The 17,596-nt window shown below is 66.9% G+C and carries 15 protein-coding genes and 1 pseudogene; 9 read left to right on the forward strand and 7 right to left on the reverse strand.

Features of this window, described 5'->3' with window-relative positions; translation table 11 throughout:
• The first annotated feature begins 95 nt into the window (after nucleotides 1-95).
• Nucleotides 96-956: a cyclopropane mycolic acid synthase family methyltransferase gene (locus G6N41_RS11415; RefSeq protein WP_198967407.1), complete on the forward strand. Its 861-nt coding sequence runs from the start codon at nucleotides 96-98 to the stop codon at nucleotides 954-956.
• 231 nt (nucleotides 957-1,187) lie between these two features.
• On the opposite strand, the gene pcaA is transcribed toward G6N41_RS11415, so the two are convergent.
• Nucleotides 1,188-2,051, reverse strand: coding sequence for a cyclopropane mycolic acid synthase PcaA (gene pcaA, locus G6N41_RS11420; protein WP_020731748.1), 864 nt, complete (start codon nucleotides 2,049-2,051; stop codon nucleotides 1,188-1,190).
• 156 nt (nucleotides 2,052-2,207) lie between these two features.
• The gene (locus G6N41_RS11425) at nucleotides 2,208-2,912 is read right to left on the reverse strand and encodes a TetR/AcrR family transcriptional regulator (RefSeq protein WP_012392740.1); all 705 of its coding nucleotides are present in this window, start codon (nucleotides 2,910-2,912) and stop codon (nucleotides 2,208-2,210) included.
• A gap of 137 nt (nucleotides 2,913-3,049) precedes the next feature.
• On the opposite strand from G6N41_RS11425, the gene G6N41_RS11430 reads away from it, so the two are divergent.
• From G6N41_RS11430 to deoC, 6 genes are all read left to right on the forward strand, one after another.
• Nucleotides 3,050-4,387 carry a DUF445 domain-containing protein gene (locus G6N41_RS11430; RefSeq protein ID WP_198967408.1) on the forward strand — a complete coding sequence of 446 codons (1,338 nt, stop codon included), beginning with the start codon at nucleotides 3,050-3,052 and terminating at the stop codon, nucleotides 4,385-4,387.
• Between the two features lie 85 nt (nucleotides 4,388-4,472).
• Nucleotides 4,473-4,889 (forward strand): transcriptional regulator HbhR, encoded by a 417-nt coding sequence (hbhR, locus tag G6N41_RS11435; RefSeq protein WP_012392742.1) that lies wholly within the window; start codon nucleotides 4,473-4,475, stop codon nucleotides 4,887-4,889.
• A gap of 355 nt (nucleotides 4,890-5,244) precedes the next feature.
• On the forward strand, nucleotides 5,245-5,835 hold the full coding sequence (gene hbhA / locus G6N41_RS11440) for a heparin-binding hemagglutinin HbhA (protein ID WP_198967409.1): 591 nt from the start codon (nucleotides 5,245-5,247) through the stop codon (nucleotides 5,833-5,835).
• A 152-nt stretch (nucleotides 5,836-5,987) separates the two neighbouring features.
• Complete coding sequence (locus G6N41_RS11445; RefSeq protein WP_012392744.1) at nucleotides 5,988-6,275, forward strand: DUF2516 family protein; 288 nt, start codon at nucleotides 5,988-5,990, stop codon at nucleotides 6,273-6,275.
• A 4-nt stretch (nucleotides 6,276-6,279) separates the two neighbouring features.
• Nucleotides 6,280-6,762 carry a DUF2599 domain-containing protein gene (locus G6N41_RS11450; protein WP_198967410.1) on the forward strand — a complete coding sequence of 161 codons (483 nt, stop codon included), beginning with the start codon at nucleotides 6,280-6,282 and terminating at the stop codon, nucleotides 6,760-6,762.
• A complete protein-coding gene (deoC, locus tag G6N41_RS11455; RefSeq protein ID WP_198967411.1) occupies nucleotides 6,762-7,442 on the forward strand; it encodes a deoxyribose-phosphate aldolase in 681 nt (226 codons plus the stop codon). Before G6N41_RS11450 ends, deoC begins: the two co-directional genes overlap by 1 nt.
• An 18-nt stretch (nucleotides 7,443-7,460) precedes the next feature.
• Here the strand turns inward: deoC and G6N41_RS11460 are convergent, their stop codons facing one another.
• From G6N41_RS11460 to G6N41_RS11475, 4 genes and pseudogenes are all read right to left on the reverse strand, one after another.
• Entirely contained in the window at nucleotides 7,461-8,507 is a 1,047-nt protein-coding gene (locus G6N41_RS11460; RefSeq protein WP_198967412.1) for an LmeA family phospholipid-binding protein, read from the reverse strand.
• Entirely contained in the window at nucleotides 8,504-9,346 is an 843-nt protein-coding gene (locus G6N41_RS11465; RefSeq protein ID WP_198967413.1) for a carbon-nitrogen hydrolase family protein, read from the reverse strand. The genes G6N41_RS11460 and G6N41_RS11465 overlap by 4 nt, the downstream gene beginning before the upstream one ends.
• Before the next feature lie 131 nt (nucleotides 9,347-9,477).
• Nucleotides 9,478-13,199: pseudogene (locus G6N41_RS11470) on the reverse strand (PE family protein).
• Between the two features lie 420 nt (nucleotides 13,200-13,619).
• Entirely contained in the window at nucleotides 13,620-14,144 is a 525-nt protein-coding gene (locus tag G6N41_RS11475; protein ID WP_198967414.1) for a DUF2505 domain-containing protein, read from the reverse strand.
• 26 nt (nucleotides 14,145-14,170) lie between these two features.
• Between G6N41_RS11475 and G6N41_RS11480 the strand changes: the two genes are divergently transcribed.
• Nucleotides 14,171-15,271 carry a UDP-N-acetylmuramate dehydrogenase gene (locus tag G6N41_RS11480; RefSeq protein ID WP_198967415.1) on the forward strand — a complete coding sequence of 367 codons (1,101 nt, stop codon included), beginning with the start codon at nucleotides 14,171-14,173 and terminating at the stop codon, nucleotides 15,269-15,271.
• Nucleotides 15,272-15,423: 152 nt separating this feature from the next.
• Nucleotides 15,424-16,695 carry a L,D-transpeptidase gene (locus G6N41_RS11485; protein ID WP_231389843.1) on the forward strand — a complete coding sequence of 424 codons (1,272 nt, stop codon included), beginning with the start codon at nucleotides 15,424-15,426 and terminating at the stop codon, nucleotides 16,693-16,695.
• Here the strand turns inward: G6N41_RS11485 and G6N41_RS11490 are convergent.
• The gene (locus tag G6N41_RS11490; protein ID WP_198967416.1) at nucleotides 16,679-17,431 is read right to left on the reverse strand and encodes an SDR family NAD(P)-dependent oxidoreductase; all 753 of its coding nucleotides are present in this window, start codon (nucleotides 17,429-17,431) and stop codon (nucleotides 16,679-16,681) included. The genes G6N41_RS11485 and G6N41_RS11490 overlap by 17 nt on opposite strands.
• Nucleotides 17,432-17,596 lie beyond the last annotated feature (165 nt).

Below are 17,596 nucleotides of genomic sequence, written 5' to 3' on the forward strand. Positions count from 1 at the left end.
AGCCCTGAGGTGGCGTCGTTGCAATCGTGTGACAGGCGTTTTGAACATCGGGTAGTATTTGCCCCGGATCGACAGATGAGAGGTAGTTTTCCGGAATGACCGAGCTGAGGCCGTTTTACGAAGAATCGCAATCAATCTACGACGTTTCGGATGAGTTCTTCGCGCTATTTCTAGACCCGACGATGACGTACAGCTGTGCGTACTTCGAGCGGGACGACATGACGCTGGAGGAGGCGTCCAACGCGAAGTTTGACTTGGCGCTGGGCAAGCTGAACCTCGAGCCCGGGATGACTTTGCTCGACATCGGCTGCGGCTGGGGCGGCGCGCTGCAGCGGGCGGTAGAGAAGTATGACGTCAACGTCATCGGTATCACGCTGAGTCGCAATCAATTCGAGTACAGCAAGGCCAAGATGGCCAAGATCCCCACCGAGCGCACCGTCGAGGTGCGGCTGCAGGGATGGGAAGAATTTGAGGACAAGGTCGACCGCATCGTCACCATCGGCGCTTTCGAAGCGTTCAAGATGGAGCGCTACGCGGCCTTCTTCGAGCGCTCGTACGACATTCTCCCCGACGACGGCCGGGTGCTGCTGCACACGATTCTCACCTATACGCAGAAACAGTTTCATGAGATGGGCGTCAAGGTGACGATGAGCGACGTCCGATTCATGCGATTCATCGGCCAAGAGATATTTCCCGGCGGACAGTTGACGGCGCAGGAAGATATTTTCAATTTTGCGCAGGCGGCCGGATTTTCCGTTGAAAGAGCGCAATTGCTGCAGCAGCATTACGCGCGGACGCTAAACATCTGGGCGGCGAATCTGGAGGCCAGGAAGGAAGAGGCCATCGCCATGCAGTCCCAGGAGATCTACGACAAGTACATGCACTACCTGACGGGGTGCGAGAACTTCTTCCGCAAGGGCATCAGCAACGTGGGGCAGTTCACCTTGGTCAAGTAGGTCACCCAGACCTGGAAGTACGCGGTACGCCCGGCGGATGATTCCGTCGGGCGTTTCTGCGTCAATTGGGGGGTGTCAGACGGGTCAAGCTGGGGCGGCGGGGCCGCGGCGCGATACACCAAGACACTCGCAAGCGCTCATGTGGCCGGCGCACGGCCCGTTCCCGAAAAGGCCAACACCAAGCCGCCGGTCGCGTCCCGCGGAACGCGACCGGGCGGCTAGCCGGTGTGGCTACTTCTCCAAAGTGAACTGATCGATGTCCGTGTAGCCCTGGCGGAACAGCTTCGCGCAACCCGTGAGGTACTTCATGTAGCGGTCGTAGACCTTCTGCGACTGGATGGCGATGGCCTCTTCCTTCTTGGCTTCCAGCGCGGCGGCCCAGATTTCCAGCGTCCGTGCGTAGTGCAGTTGCAGCGACTGCACCCGAGTCACCTTGAAGCCCGCCGCGGTCGCGTGCTCTTCGACCGTCGGGATTGTTGGCAGCCAGCCGCCGGGGAAGATCTCGGCGAGGATGAATTGTGAGAAGTGCACGATTTCGTGGGTCAGCGTCAGCCCCTTCGCCCGGGCCTCCTTGAAGGTGGGGCGGGCGATGGTGTGCAGCAACATGATTCCGTCGGCTGGCAGCGCTTGGTAGGCCATCTTGAAAAAGTGCGCGTAGCGCAGGCGGCCGAAGTGTTCGAAGGCGCCGATCGAGACGATGCGGTCGACGGGCTCGTCGAACTTCTCCCACCCTTCCAGCAGCACCCGACGGCTGCGGGAGGTGTCGATCTGGTCGAACATCTGCTGAACGTGGGCGGCCTGGTTCTCCGACAACGTCAGGCCGACAACATTGACGTCGTACTTCTCAATGGCACGCCGCATCGTGGCGCCCCAGCCGCAGCCGATGTCCAGCAAAGTCATCCCGGGCTCGAGGTTCAGTTTGCCCAGCGCCAGATCGATCTTGGCGACCTGCGCCTGCTCGAGGGTCATGTCGTCACGCTCGAAATATGCGCAGCTATAGGTCTGGCTCGGGTCGAGAAATAGCCGGAAGAAGTCGTCAGACAAATCGTAATGGGCTTGCACATTGCCAAAATGCGGCGTGAGCTGGACGGACATAGTGATGGAGCCTTTCTGTTCCACTGGGCTTAGCTCAGCGCACCCTGGCGTGCCCCCCGGTTGCCCCCATGAATGGTAGCTGCTTTACAGCGGTACAGAACCCACGCCGGTATCCGGTGGATATCGCGGGTGCCTGGTAGGAGGCTAGGCAGTTGCCTAGTCGTCCACCCGTGGGGGCACGATCGGCGACGGGTGCGGCTGGTCACGGAACTTCTCCAGAGAGCCGCCGGCCTCCACGATGCCGCACAGTGCGCTCCAGCTCAGCATTGTCAGGTAGTCGATGAGTTCGTCGCTGGTCATCCGCGGGTCCGACATCCAGGAGTGGGTAGCCAGCTGCACACCGCCGACGATCAGGTATGCCCACGGTTCCACGCCGCCGGTGTCCATCCCGGCCTCGGCCATGCGCCGGCGCAGCATCACCGCGAGCATGCGGGCGATGATGCGCTCCGAGTCGGCGATGACTTTGCTCTTGCTGGCCGAGCTGTTGGCCATCACGAACCGATACGGTTCCGGTTCGGCGGCGACGGTTTCGACATAGACCCGGATGATCTCGCGGGCCAGGTCGAAGCCGTCCAGGTTGGAGGACAGCGCTGCCGCCATGTTGGGGATCAAGGTGGTTTGCGCAAAGCGCATCATCACCGCGGTCGTCAGATCGTTCTTGTCGACGAAGTAGCGGTAGAGGACCGTCTTGGAGACCCCGATCTCGGCCGCGATCTCATCCATGCTCAGGAAGCGGCCGTGTCGGCGGATCGCGACGATCGTGCCGTCGACAAGCTCGTTGCGCCGCTCCACCTTGTGTTGGTGCCAGCGCCGCTTGCGACCATCTGTTTTCCCCGTCATAGCCGGGATACGCTCTACCACTTTCTGCTGGTTTCCACTTACTAGACGCCCTTGATACTACGGCTTGTGCAGTTACATATGGCGCATCGGCGGTGCGTGCGCGAGGCCCCACAACAGTGCAGTCACACTAACCCGTGGCAGTTATAGCGGATGATGGTGTGGTGGCACACAGAGCCGAGCCTTCGAGTTCGCCGCCGGCATCGCTACACCGGATGTCTTTTGCTGAGTCGTTCGCCGGCGCCGATCCGCAGGCAGATGCGGTCCGGCGGGTGGGCCTGCGGCGGATGAAACTGGTGGCGCTGGGGTTCCTCGTCGGCGCCACCATCGTGTTCCTGGCATGTCGGTGGGTGCAGGCTCAAGGTGGGGCGCCGCTGTGGGTCGGGTACCTCGGTGCCGCCGCGGAGGCTGGCATGGTCGGTGCGCTGGCCGACTGGTTCGCCGTGACCGCGCTCTTCAAGCATCCACTGGGGATCCCGATCCCGCACACCGCGATCATCAAACGCAAGAAAGACCAGCTGGGCGAGGGGCTGGGCACGTTTGTCCGGGAGAACTTCCTGTCGGCCCCGGTGGTGGAAACCAAGTTGCGCGATGCGCAGGTCCCCAGCCGGCTGGGGAAATGGCTCGCGGATTCCGGGCATGCCCAACGGGTGGCGGCCGAGGCCGCCACGGTGCTGCGGGTGCTGGTGGAGCTACTGCGCGACGATGACGTCCAGCACGTGATCGACCGGATGATCGTGCGTCGTATCGCCGAGCCGCAGTGGGGTCCGCCGGTGGGGCGGTTGCTGCAGACCGTCCTGGCCGAGAACCGGCAGGAAGCCCTGATCCAGCTGCTGGCCGACCGTGCCTTTCAGTGGTCACTGAACGCGGGGGTGATCATTCAGCGGGTGGTCGAGCGCGACTCGCCAACTTGGTCGCCGCGATTCGTTGACCACATGGTTGGCGACCGCATCCACCGCGAGTTGATGGATTTCACCGACAAAGTTCGGCGCAACCCCGATCACGAACTGCGCCGTTCGGCGACCCGCTTCCTGTTCGAGTTCGCTGACGATCTCCAGCACGATCCGAGCACCATTGCGCGCGCCGACACCATCAAAGACCAGTTGATGGCCCGCGACGAGGTCGCCAATGCCGCGGCGACCGCATGGAAAACCATCATGCGGCTGGTGCTCGAGGGCGTTGACGACCCGTCCAGCGTCTTGCGCAGCCGGATCGCCGAAACGGTGGTCCGAATCGGCGAATCACTGCGCGACGACGGCGAGCTGCGCGACAAGGTGGACGACTGGATGGTGCGGGCGGCGCAGCACTTGGTCTCGCAGTATGGGGTCGAGATCACGGCAATCATCACCGAGACGATCGAGCGTTGGGACGCCGAGGAAGCCAGTCGGCGCATCGAACTACATGTCGGCCGTGACCTGCAGTTTATTCGGATCAACGGCACGGTTGTGGGGGCGCTGGCCGGTTTGGTGATCTTCGCTATCGCGCACTTGCTGTTCTGAGGGTGCTAACAAGCGCTTGCAAAAGCAAGCACCTCTCCGTACCCTTGGGTGCGTAAACGACTACTACTAGCGAAGGAGTGCACCGATGCCGGGGGAGGAAAAGCTGGGCGCCAAGGTGTCTGCGGTGTCCTCTAAGGCCTCCGATATTGGCAGCTTCATCAGGACGCAACGCGAGAATGCGCACGTCTCGATGCGGCAGCTTGCGGAGCGCTCCGGTGTCAGCAATCCTTACCTGAGCCAAGTCGAGCGTGGGCTGCGCAAGCCGTCCGCTGATGTCTTGGCCCAGATTGCGAAGGCGCTGCGGGTATCCGCCGAGGTCCTTTATGTGCGTGCCGGGATTCTCGAACCGAGCGAGACCAGCCAGGTGCGTGACGTCATCATCACCGACACGGCCATCACCGAGCGTCAAAAGCAAATTCTGTTGGATATCTATGCGTCGTTTACCCAGCAGAACGAAGCCGTCCGTGAGGAGTGTTCGAGCCCATCTGAAATTGACGATTGATTAAAGTGGTCGGCCGCCAGATGTGAGATTGGCGACGTCTAGAGCGCCGGCCGTCGGGTAACTCAATAGGGATAGACGTTGCTAATGCGCCGTTGAGTACGCGTCTGCGGGTTTGTGTGACCGGCAATCGCGAACCGCGGGAACGGGTTCTGAACAGCGAAAAATCAGGCCTGTATTGGCAACTGGAAACTGGACCGTCCACCGATCCGACGACTCAGGATGTTCCCCGCAATCCGCGCGTTACGGCAATCCGTGGGTCTTGACTATTCCCCCTGAGGAGCCGACGCTTGCCCCAACTTCCATTTCAAGTCTCGATAGCGCCAATAACGACAAACAATCCATGAAAGGAAACAACATGGCTGAAAACACGAACATCGAGGACCTGCGGGCGCCGCTGCTTGCCGCGCTCGGTGCCGCCGACCTGGCTCTGGCCACCGTCAACGACCTGATCGCCAACCTGCGTGACCGCGCCGAAGAGACCCGCACCGACACCCGTAGCCGGGTCGAGGAGAGCCGCGCTCGCCTGACCAAGCTGCAGGAGGACCTGCCGGAGCAGTTCACCGAACTGCGTGAGCGTTTCACCTCCGACGAGCTCCGCAAGGCTGCCGAGGGTTACCTGGAGGCTGCCACCGGCCGGTACAACGACTTGGTTCAGCGCGGCGAGGCCGCCCTGGAGCGGTTGCGTAGCCAGCCGGCCTTCGAGGACGCGTCGGCTCGCGCCGAGGGGTACGTGGACCAGGCTGTGGAGCTGACCCAGGAGGCGCTGGGCACCGTCGCGACGCAGACCCGCGCCGTCGGTGAGCGCGCCGCCAAGCTGGTCGGCATCGAGCTGCCGAAGAAGGAAGAACTCGAGGCTCCCGCCAAGAAGGCTCCCGCCAAGAAGGCTCCGGCCGCCAAGAAGGCTCCGGCCAAGAAGGCTCCGGTCAAGAAGGTCACCCAGAAGTGATTCGGCCCGAGCTCAGCTCGGACCGATAACATTCACGATTCGACTCCGAGTCGCCCAGTCGGGCGGCTCGGAGTCGGCGTTTTTGGACCGCGAGTCGCCGGTAAGGCGGCTCGGAGTCGACGTTTTGGCCAATGCCCGCATAGTCTTTAGAGGTGAGCCAACTCGTAGGTACCGTCCTGTTGGTCCTGCAGATCGCCGTCCTGGTAACGGCCGTGTACGCGTTTGTGCATGCAGCGCTGCAGCGGCCTGACGCCTATACCGCCGCTGACAAGCTGACCAAGCCGGTGTGGTTGGTGATTCTCGGCGCGGCTGTGGCACTGACATCCATCCTGGGCTTCGTCTTCGGCGTGCTCGGGATGGCGATAGCCGCGTGTGCGGCCGGGGTCTATCTGGTCGACGTGCGGCCCAAGCTGCTCGAGATTCAGGGCAAATCCCGCTAGCCGGATGAAAGGCCTGTTGGCCGCGCCAGTCGCGGTGCTTATCGCCTTGCTGAGCGCGCCTGATGCTGCGGCCGACACTGGTGCCGGAGATGTCGGCGCCGCGCGACCAGTTCCTTCGCCGCCGTTCGTGGATCACGCCGAATGGGCGCAGTGGGGGTCATTGCGCGGCCTGCGCGTGTTCCCGACGTCCGCCGGGCGCGCGGCCGCCAGCCAGTTCGGCATGACCGCCGCGGCCGCGGCGGAGGCGTGGGCGGAGGTACTGGCGTTGGCTCCGGAGGCCGACACCCCCGGCATGCTTGCACAGTTCGTCTGTCACTGGGATTTCGCCGAGGTCGCAGCACCCGGCAAGAGCAGCTGGAATCTCGAGCCGTGGCGCCCGGTGGTCGACGACGCCGAGATGATTGCCTCAGGCTGCAATCCGGGCGGCCCTGAAGAGGCCGAACTTTCACGGGCGGTTGTGTCGTCTGCAGACGGGGGTCAGTCTTGATGCCGGGCCAACCAACCCGAGACCAGGTGGCGGCGTTGGTGGATCACACCCTGCTCAAGCCCGAGGCTACTGCCGCCGATGTGGTGGCCCTGGTGGCAGAAGCCGCCGAACTCGGCGTTTACGCGGTATGCGTTTCGCCGTCGATGGTGCCCACCGCGGTGTCGGCCGGCGGCGTGCGGGTAGCCACGGTGGCGGGTTTCCCGTCGGGCAAGCATGCCTCGGCGATCAAGGCGCATGAGGCGGCGCTTGCCGTTGCCTGCGGTGCCGTTGAGGTCGACATGGTCATTGATGTCGGTGCCGCGCTGGCCGGGCACCTCGACGCGGTGCGGTCCGACATCGAGGCGGTGCGTTGCGCGACCTCCGGGGCGGTGCTGAAGGTGATCGTTGAGTCGGCGGCGCTATTGGGTCTTTCCGACGAGTCCACGCTGGTCGGCGTGTGCCGGGCCGCCGAGGACGCCGGAGCGGACTTCGTCAAGACGTCTACCGGCTTTCATCCCGCAGGCGGCGCCTCGACGCGAGCCGTCGAAGTGATGGCCAGCGTCGTCGGCGGACGACTCGGGGTCAAGGCCAGCGGCGGCATCCGGACCGCCGCCGACGCGGTCGCGATGCTCAGTGCCGGCGCAACCAGGCTGGGCCTGTCCGGCACCCGGGCGGTCCTCGAGGGGCTCGGCCAGAACTGATCTGCGGTTACACCGCGCTCAGAGGTTGGCGAAACAGGGATTCTGGCTGCCGGTCGGGATGGTGGCGTTGCGAGTGGAGAAGTGGCTGACCACACCGGTCGTGGTGACTTGAACGCTGTCCGCGTGGATCCCCAGCGGATAGTTCCTGGTCAAGTCTGCGGTGAAGTCGTTCAGTGTCGACTGCACCGCTTCCTTCGGCAGTGAGAAGCCCAGCGTATTGAAGCTCACGATCTGCAGCTCCAACCCCTTGCCGGACACCACCGGCCTGGCGATGATGTCGTTGAGCATGCCCTTGAGTTCGATGGTGCCGTCGGCGGGGTGGGTCACCACGCTGTTGGTGACGAACGCGCCGAGTATCGGGATCGCGTTCTGCACCGATTCCTTGATGCCATCCGATGTCCAGGAAATGGTGGCATCCAGTGCTCCGAGCGTCCCCGCGGAGTTCGGCGTGCTCTTGAGATGGACATCTTGAATGCTGATTCGCAGTTTCATGCCCTTGGCGTCACGCACCTGGTTGCCCGCGGTTTCGACCGTGATGTTGGTGAAGTGGCGAGTTGCCAACTGCCACAACAACAAGGGTGCCACGCTGAACGACGCGGTGGCCTTGTCTTTGACCTCGCATGCCACCGCGGCGGCAACCTTGCCGTTGGTGACATGGCGAGCGTAGAGCTCGCTGGCGATCACGCCGGCAAGGACCAGCGAGAACACGATGATCAGGATCAAAAAGATGGATAGTGGGTCCCGACGTGAGCGTCGTTTGCGCGTTCCCGCCAGCGGCTCTTCCTCTGGCGTGGCAACCGAAGTCGTCTTACTTGCGCTCGAGGCGGGTGGAGAAGTGGATTCCGGCCGCCGTGAATCGGCGTTGCTGGCGGCGATGGGCTCCGTCTGCTGCGGGCCGATGCCGGCCATCGTCGGCGGCTCTTGCTGGGGGTTAGCGGGCTCGCCCGAACGGAATGGCCCGCCAGACGGGTCAACCGGGGACGGGGGCCGGCCAAGGGGGCCTTGATTGCTGGGACGCGACCAAGTCGACGGGCCCTCGTTGGGTGGGCCTTGCGGGTTCGTCACCTACGCGATTGTGCCTTATCAGTCTGAGTGAAGCGCGATTGGTTGCGCAGCACTCCTATGTTGTCGCGTGCCGCACCTACCTTGGCGAGGTCGATGTCGGCGACAACGAGTTGCGGGTCCGACCCCGCTGACGCCACCACTTCACCCAGCGGGGAGACGACCAGGCTGCCGCCCACTCCTCGCGGTGCACCGGAGCCTCCGCCCGGATCCGACGAGGTGTCTCCCGGGTCGGCCTGACCCGCCGCGGCCACATAACTGGCCGAATCCAGGGCCCTGGCGCGGGCCAGTAGCGTCCACTGGTCGAGTTTGCCAGGGCCTGAGCCCCAGGAGGCGCTGACCACGATCAGTTCGGCGCCGCGCCGAGCCAGCTCGGTGTAGAGGGCCGGAAAGCGGATGTCGTAGCAAACTGTCAAACCGACCTGGACGTCGTCGACCGTGATCACTACCGGCTCGTGTCCGGGCGCGACGGTACGCGACTCGGCAAAGCCGAAGGCGTCGTAGAGGTGGATCTTGTGGTAGTGGTCATCTGGCTGATTCGGCGTGTCCGGACCCGCTGCGAGCAGTGTGTTTGATACCCGTCCGGCATTGGCGGGGGCAAACATCCCCGCCACCACCGTTATTCCGGTCTGGGCGGCGATCCGGCGCACCCCGTTGGCCCAGGGGCCGTCCAGGGGCTGTGCGACGGGTCCCAACGGGACGCCGAACCGGCACATGGTCGCTTCGGGGAACACCACCAGCCTGGCGCCGGCATCCGCCGCCCGCGCGGCATAGTCACGCACCAGCTCAAGGTTTGCTGTTGGGTCAGTGCCACTGAGAATCTGTGCCAGCGCGATTCGCATAGCAGCCAGTTTAGGGCCCCCGGAAGCGGATCAGAGGCCGCCAGGGTGGCCGCCCGTGCCGCCGGAGCTGCCTCTATTGCCTACTGGCGCCTTACTGGACCCGCCGCTGCCGCCCGCAACCTGTTGGCCGTTCAAGGTGCTGGCGCCGCCTTTGCCGCCGGTGCCGCCGCTGCGGCCGACGCCGCCGCCGGTGTCACCGCCCTTGCCGCCGTCGCCGCCGTATCCGGCGTTACCAAGGCCGCCGGTGCCGCCGTTGCCCCCCATACCGCCAACACCGCTTTAGCCGGTGCTGGAACCCGCGTCGCCGCCGCGACCAGCATTGCCTCCCGTGGCGCCGTTACCGCCGTTGCCCCCCTACCGGCAACGCTTTCGAATTCGGTGGTGCCACCGCCTTTGCCGCCGTTGCCCCCCACGCCACCAGTGGAGGTGCCGTTACCGCCGCCGCCGGTGCCGCCGTCGCCGCCAGTGGCTCGGAAACCGTCAGCTGCGCCGCCGGCGCCGCCGCGGCCCCCGGTGCCTCCGGTGGTGCCAGAGCCGCCAGCGCCGCCGTCGCCGCCGCTGCCGCCGGTGGCTTGGAAACCGCCACCTGAGCCGCCGGTGCCGCCGGCACCCCCAGCACCGGCGATCACCCCGTTGCCGCCCTTGCCGCCGTTGCCGCCGTCGCCGCCGTGGATGGCGCCGTTCGCGCCGCCGTTGCCGCCGCGCCCGCCTGCGCCACCGGTGTTGCCGTTGCCGCCGTTGCCGCCGTCGCCGCCGTTGGGGTTGACAGTGTTAAAGGTCCCGATGCCGTTGCCGCCGTTGCCGCCGTCGCCACCATCACCTCTGATCGCGCCGTCGCCGCCGTTGCCGCCGTTGCCGCCGTCGCGATTCGTGAAGAAGCCGTTAACGCCGTTGCCGCCGTTGCCGCCGTCGCCGCCGTTGTTGAAACCGTTACCACCGGCGCCGCCGCGCCCGCCGGCGCCACCGGTGGCACCGGTACCACCGCTGCCGCCGCTGCCGCCGCTGCCGCCAGCGATATTTGACCCGTTGCCGTGCCCGCCATCGCCGCCGTTGCCGCCGTTGCCCCCCAAGCCGGTGGCTAAGGTGCCGTTGCCACCGCTGCCGCCGTTGACGCCGTTGTCGCCGTTGTCGCCGTTGTCGCCGTTGTTGAAACCGTTACCACCGGCGCCGCCGCGCCCGCCGGCGCCACCGGTGGCACCGCTGCCGCCGCTGCCGCCGCTGCCGCCGCTGCCGCCGCTGCCGCCAGCGTTATTTGACCCGTTGCCGTGCCCGCCATCGCCGCCGTTGCCGCCGTTGCCCCCCAAGCCGGTGGCCAAGGTGCCGTTGCCGGCGTTGCCGCCCTTGCCGCCGTTGCCACCGCTGCCGCCGTTACCGCCGTCACCACCGTCGCCGGCGAATCCCTGCGTGCCGGAAGCGCCCGCGGTGGTGGCGTCGACCCCATTGCGTCCGTCGCCGCCGGCTCCGCCGGCCCCGCCGTCCCCGCCGTCGCCGTAGGCCCCGCAGGCCCCGCCATCCCCGCCGGCCCCGCCACGGCCACCCTCAAAACCCACACCGCTGGTGCCCGAACCGCCCGCGCCGCCGGCCCCACCGTCCCCGCCGTCGCCGTAGAACCCGCCCTTGCCGCCGTTACCGCCGGCCCCGCCGGCCGCGTCGCCCCGCGCGATCCCGTCACCACCGGCCCCACCGGCGCCGCCATTGCCATACTTGCCGCCGTTACCGCCGGCCCCGCCACGCCCGCCGGTAGCGGGACTGTCACCGCCGTCGCCACCGGCGCCGCCGTCACCGCCGCTGGTCGGGCTATGCCCGGACAAGCCGGTAACGCCGGTGCTCGAGCCGGCGCCGCCGGACCCGCCGGCCCCACCGGTCCCGGTGTCACCGCCATGGCCGCCGTCCCCGCCGGCCCCGCCGCCGGTCGTGTATGCGTCACCACCCGCGCCGCCAGCCCCGGCCAGCCCGCCGGCCCCGCCGGCGCCGCCAGATCCGCCGGCGCCGCGAACGCCGTCGCTGTAGCCGGCCGCCAATGCCTGACCACCGGTCCCACCGCTACCACCACTACCGCCGGCCCCACCGCCGGCACCGGACCCACCGTCACCCCCGCGGCCACCATCAAGGTGGGCGATGGTGCCCCGGTCTCCGGCCGCGCCGGCCGCACCCGAGCCGCCGGCCCCACCGTCGCCGCCGGTGCCACCGGCTCCGCCGTCGCCCCCGTGGCCGGCCAGGGCACCACTCAGGCCGCCGGCCCCGCCATTGCCGCCGATCCCGCCATCCTCACCGGCGGTGCCCGAGCCGTCCGGGGTGTCCGCGCTCACCCCCCGCTGCCCGGCGATGCCCGTACCGCCGGCACCGCCGGTACCGCCGTTGCCCGTACCGCCGGCACCGCCGGTACCGCCGTTGCCCGTACCGCCGGCACCGCCGGTACCGCCGTTGCCGAATACCCCGCCGTTGCCACCGACCCCACCATCACCGGCGATCCCGCCGGCCACGGTGCTATCGGCCCCGCGCCCCCCGCTACCGCCATTACCGCTCAGTGGGCGGGCACCTTCGCTGCCATGAGCGCCCGCGATCGAGCCGGCCCCGCCGGCGCCGCCAGCACCACCCACACCGGGGGTGCCGCCATCACCGCCGGCACCACCGGTACCGCTGCCACCACCGGCAAACGTGCCCGTGGCCCCGGTACCACCATCACCGGCCAGCCCACCGGCACCGCCGGCCCCGCCGGCACCCTGGCCGCCGAACAAACTGATCAACCCGCCCGCACCCCCGGCGCCGCCGGTACCGCCATCACCGCCATCTCCGTCGTCACTGCCCAACACCAGCCCGTCCGCGCCGCCACCACCGGCACCGCCGAAACCCCCGACACCGCCAGCACCCCCGTCGCCGCCGGCACCGGCCAGCCAGCCGCCCCGCCCCCCAACGCCCCCATCACCGGCACGGCCGCCATCACCACCGGTCTGGCCCGCACCCCCGGTGCTACCGCCATCACCGGCACCACCGCCACCCCCTGCCCCACCGTGGCCGATCAGCCCCGCCGCACCACCAGCCCGCCGGTACCGCCGACACCACCACCACCGACCTCACCACCCACCCCACCGGCACCACCAGCCCCGCCGCCGCCATAAACCAACCCGCCCTGCCCACCACCACCAGCACCGCCATCTAGACCCATGCCCTGCCCACCAGCACCGCCGGCCCCGCCCGCACCCCACAACCACGCCCGACCCGCCCCACCACCAACACCACCACTAACCGCACCCACCCCACCGGCACCACCATCCCCGCCGGCACCCCACAACCAGCCACCATTGCCGCCCACCCCACCCGCACCGCCAGCCCCCGAGCCGCCGCTGAGCCCGCCCGCACCACCCGCCCCACCGTTTTGACCCACCCCGCCCGAACCCCCATTACCCCCGTTACCCCACAACAAGCCCCCCGCCCCACCGGCTTGACCGGTCCCGGCCGCCCCATCAGCGCCATCACCGATCAACGGCCGCCCCCACAACGCCACCGCCGGCCCGTTCACCGCCCCCCACACGCCCTGCTCAATCACCCCTAGCGGCGACAACGTCCCCAACGCGGCCGCCTCAGCCTACGCATACGCCCCCGCCCCGGCCCCTAACGCCCGCGCGAACCGTTGCTCAAACTCCGCCCACTGCCCACACACCGCCTGATACTCGCGACCAAACCCCCCAAACACCGCCGCAATCGCCACCGACACCTCATCACCGGCAGCCGCCGTCACCGACGTCGTCGCCCCCGCCGCCGCCGCATTAGCCGCACCCACCACCGACCCAATCCGGGCCGCATCGGTTGCCGCGGCCGCCACCCACTCCGGAACCACACTCACAAACGACACAACACCCACCGCCCATCCACCCAAAGGCCAACAAAAGACCCGACCCGGACCTAACCGGTCCAAACACGCTATATCCGCAGTTCAGCGATGCATCCGTAGAAAAATCAGATCGTCAAAAGTTGAGCAGCACCGCTCCCGCACGCCGCCCACCAGCGTCTTAGCCACCCCAACCCGAACTGCACAAACAACCACCGGCAACCACCAAACCCGTCTCAACACCGAGACGGACGGACACGCCCTGCAGTTGGGACTACGCGGAGCTCAGGGACGGTGGCGCTCGCATCATCGCCGGCTGAGGTGACCAATTCCGGTCGATGCATGTTGCGGCGAAGGCGTTGAGAGCCGGCTTGCGGGCGCACCTCCCGGCGATCGGAACCGGGATCGGTGGCGGCACGTGTTAGCGCGCCTAGTTGGGGCTACTTAGGCGTTGTCCGCGATCCACTCGGTAGTGAACTTCTGTTCTACGGTCACCAGCTGGCTCAGCTCGGTGCCGATCATCCGTTCCAGCTTGCCGCCGACCAAAGGGATGCGTACCTGGACGGTGAGTTGCAGCGACAGTCGGGAGCCGCCCGACTTGGGGTTGGGCGTAAGGACTCCGGTGCCCCACAGATTCACCGGTGCATCCACGATCGACCCTGCGATGGACGCCGTTGCGGTTCCATCGTTGACCGGCCCCCAGGTTTCCTCACGCCGGATGCACAGATCTCCGCGGTGCAACTGGGTGACCAGGCCCGGCAAGTTGTGGCTGAAGACGGTCTGCAAGGTGACCACTTCGATGGTCCCGTCGTGTCCGGGCGTGCCGTCCACCCGCATCGACTCCAGGGTTGCGACGTCCACTGGAGTTTCTGCCAGCCGGGCCCGCCAGTATTGCTCCTCGTAGAAAGCCTGGAGGACTTCGGTGACGCTGCCTTCGTAGTCGGCTGACACGTCGAATGAACGCGGCATAGCTGGCCAGGCTACCGTTACGGGCCATGAAACGGCGCGATGTCGGTTCGCTATTCGCCGGTGCGCGCGTCGCCGAGTCGGTGCCGCTGGCGCTATTGACCACGTTGCGGGTGGGGCCGGTCGCGCGGACGCTGGTCACCTGCGACACCACCGATCAGGTGGTTGGCGTGCTCCGGGAGCTCGATGACCGTGCCCGAAACGGAGACTGCGGGCCGGTGTTGGTGTTCGCGGGCGGCTCCAATGTGGTGATCGGCGACGCCCTTGCCGACCTGACCGTGGTGCGGGTGGCCAACGACCGGGTCACCATCGACGGAAACCTGGTGCGCGCGGAGGCCGGCGCGGTGTGGGACGAAGTGGTGGTCGCGGCGATCGAACGCGGTCTGGGCGGTCTGGAATGCCTGTCGGGCATTCCCGGATCGGCCGGGGCGACGCCGGTACAAAACGTTGGCGCCTACGGCGTGGAGGTGTCCGACGTCATCACCCGGGTCCGGCTATTGGACCGCAGCACCGGCGAGGTGAGCTGGGTGCCCGCCGCCGACCTGTCTTTCGGCTACCGAACCAGCGTGCTCAAGCAAGCCGACGGGCTGGCGCTGCCGGCGGTGGTCCTAGAGGTGGAGTTCGCGCTGGATGCCTCGGGCCGCAGCGCCCCTCTGCGCTACGGCGAGCTGACGGCTGCGCTGGGCATGAATAGCGGCGAGCGTGGCGAGCCGCGGGCGGTCCGCGATGCGGTGCTGGCGCTGCGGGCGAGAAAGGGCATGGTGCTCGACGCCGCGGACCATGACACCTGGAGCGTGGGGTCGTTTTTCACCAATCCCGTGGTCGCGCCCGAGATCTACGAACGGCTGGCGGCCCAGACCGGGGAGTCGGTCCCGCACTACCCGGCGCCGGACGGCGTCAAGCTGGCTGCCGGCTGGCTGCTGGAGCGGGCCGGGTTCGGCAAGGGTTATCCCGGCGACCCGCACGCCCGATGCCGACTGTCCAGCAAGCACGCACTGGCTTTGACCAATCGCGGTGGCGCGACGGCAGCGGACGTTATGGTATTGGCCAGGACAGTGCGTGACGGAGTTCGTGATGTGTTTGGTATCACACTGAAACCGGAGCCCGTTCTGGTTGGTTGCGCGTTGTAGCTGCTACTTTTGGCCCGGAGCCCGTCTGGAGCATCGTGTTGCGACGGGTACGGGGCCGCTTGAGGACCGTTTGCGCGCTATTGCGCCCGGTATCTTGGAATCCCGTGAACACATCCAGCGCACCCAAGAGTCAGGCGCCGATCAATAGGCGCATGGCTTTGATGGCCCTTGGGGCCGGTGTGTTGGCGCCAAATGTTTTGGCCGCCTGTTCGGGCAAGGTCGCCAAGCAGGCCGAGCAGAAGGCGCCCGAGGCGCCGCGGCTGATCTTTCGGCCGACCGATGCCGCTGGCGACGTGCTGCCGATCGATCCGGTCAGTGTCGAGGTCGGCAACGGCTGGTTCCAGCGGGTCGTGCTGAAGAATCCGTCCGGCAAGGTCATCGCCGGTGCCTACAACCAGGAACGCACCGTCTACACGGTCACCGAACCACTGGGCTACGACACCACCTACACCTGGAGTGGTGCGGCTGTCGGCCACGACGGCAAGGCGATTCCGGTGGGGGGCAAGTTCACCACCGTGACGCCGGACAAGCAGATCGATGGGGGCTTCCAGTTAGCCGACGGGCAAACTGTCGGGATCGCGGCGCCGGTCATCATTCAATTCGATGCACCGATCACCGATAAGGCGACCGTGGAACGCGCGCTCCACGTCACCGCCAACCCGCCGGTGGAGGGGAGTTGGGCCTGGTTGCCCGATGAGGCCAAGGGCGCCCGGGTGCACTGGCGCCCGCGCGAGTACTACCCCGCGGGCACCACGGTCAGCGTCGACGCCAAGCTCTATGGGCTGCCGTTCGGCGACGGCGCCTACGGTGCCCAAGACATGACGTTGAACTTTCAGATCGGGCGCCGCCAGATCGTGAAGGCCGAGGTCCCCTCCCACCGCATTCAGGTCGTCACCGATGAGGGAGTCATCATGGACTTCCCGTGCAGCTATGGCGAGGCCGACCTGGCGCGCAACGTCACCCGAAACGGTGTCCATGTGGTGACCGAGAAGTACTCGGACTTCTACATGTCCAACCCGGCCGCCGGATACAGCAACGTGCACGAGCGCTGGGCGGTGCGGATCTCCAACAACGGTGAGTTCATCCACGCCAACCCGCAAAGCGCGGGCGCGCAAGGCAACAGCAACGTCACCAACGGTTGCATCAATCTGTCGACGTCCAACGCTGAGGAGTACTTCCACTCGGCGATATACGGCGACCCGGTTGAGGTCACCGGCAGCACGATCGAGCTGTCATACTCAGACGGCGACATCTGGGACTGGGCGGTGGACTGGGACACCTGGTTGTCGATGTCCGCGCTGCCGGCTCCGTCGGCGCGTACGCCTGGTACGCAGATCCCGATCACGGCGCCGGCCACCCCGTCGACTGCCCCCAGCCTGTCGGGTACACCGACCACACCGAGCACTACTACACCTGGTGGTTAGCCCGTCGGGTCGCTGAGGCCTGGTCACGTGGCCGGATGATGATCTGATCCAGGTTGACGTGCGGGGGGCGTGAGGCCACGAACCCGATCACTTCGGCGATGTCGGCGGCCACCAGCGGAGTCATCCCGGAGTAGACCGCGTCCGCGCGTTGCTCGTCGCCGTCGAACCGGACCAACGAGAACTCCGTTTCGACCGCGCCGGGTGCAATCTCGGTGAGTCGCACCGGCAGGCCCAGGAGTTCGCCCCGCAGGGTGCGGTGTAGCGCGCCCTGGGCGTGTTTGGCGGCGGTGTATCCGGCGCCGCCGTCGTAGATCTCCAGCGCCGCAATGGAGGTGACGGTCACGATCAGCCCGTCGCCGGAGGCGATCAGCTTGGGTAGCAGCGCGCGGGTTACCCGCAGCGTGCCCAGCACATTCGTCTCCCACATCCAGCGCCAATGCTCGAGATCGGCGTCGGCCACCGGTTGCAGCCCTTTGGCGCCACCGGCGTTGTTGACCAGGACGTCAACGCGGCTCAGTCCGTCCGCCAAGGCCGCCACTGCCGCACCGTCAGTGACATCCGCCACAATTGGGGTGCCCCCGATCTGATCGGTCAGCGCAGTTATCCGGTCCGCGCGACGAGCCACCGCGACCACGTGAAACCCTTGCGCGGCAAGAGTTCTGGCGGTTGCTTCGCCGATCCCGGAACTGGCGCCGGTGACCACTGCGACTCGGTTTCCAGCGTCAGTAGTTGTCATCGGGCACACTCTAGTAAACGTGCTAAATTCGCGGTGTGTACCACAGTGCCATGTTCAGCAGCACCGCCCCGCGTCGCTTCGCGGGCGCCTGTTGTTGCCGCTGACTTTGCCGCGCCTGACTCAGCTCAGCATGTGCGGCCAGGGACCCGGCCAGTTGACTCAGAA

This window comes from Mycobacterium shottsii (assembly GCF_010728525.1).
Classification (GTDB): domain Bacteria; phylum Actinomycetota; class Actinomycetes; order Mycobacteriales; family Mycobacteriaceae; genus Mycobacterium; species Mycobacterium marinum.

Bases quoted from the DNA above. Each gene is read 5' to 3' on its own strand.
- G6N41_RS11490 (WP_198967416.1), bottom strand. From the start codon at position 17,431: ATGACAACTACTGACGCTGGAAACCGAGTCGCAGTGGTCACCGGCGCC.
- pcaA (WP_020731748.1), bottom strand. From the start codon at position 2,051: ATGTCCGTCCAGCTCACGCCGCATTTTGGCAATGTGCAAGCCCATTAC.
- deoC (WP_198967411.1), top strand. From the start codon at position 6,762: ATGCCGGGCCAACCAACCCGAGACCAGGTGGCGGCGTTGGTGGATCAC.
- hbhA (WP_198967409.1), top strand. From the start codon at position 5,245: ATGGCTGAAAACACGAACATCGAGGACCTGCGGGCGCCGCTGCTTGCC.
- G6N41_RS11415 (WP_198967407.1), top strand. From the start codon at position 96: ATGACCGAGCTGAGGCCGTTTTACGAAGAATCGCAATCAATCTACGAC.
- G6N41_RS11475 (WP_198967414.1), bottom strand. From the start codon at position 14,144: ATGCCGCGTTCATTCGACGTGTCAGCCGACTACGAAGGCAGCGTCACC.
- G6N41_RS11480 (WP_198967415.1), top strand. From the start codon at position 14,171: ATGAAACGGCGCGATGTCGGTTCGCTATTCGCCGGTGCGCGCGTCGCC.
- hbhR (WP_012392742.1), top strand. From the start codon at position 4,473: ATGCCGGGGGAGGAAAAGCTGGGCGCCAAGGTGTCTGCGGTGTCCTCT.
- G6N41_RS11465 (WP_198967413.1), bottom strand. From the start codon at position 9,346: ATGCGAATCGCGCTGGCACAGATTCTCAGTGGCACTGACCCAACAGCA.
- G6N41_RS11485 (WP_231389843.1), top strand. From the start codon at position 15,424: ATGGCTTTGATGGCCCTTGGGGCCGGTGTGTTGGCGCCAAATGTTTTG.
- G6N41_RS11450 (WP_198967410.1), top strand. From the start codon at position 6,280: ATGAAAGGCCTGTTGGCCGCGCCAGTCGCGGTGCTTATCGCCTTGCTG.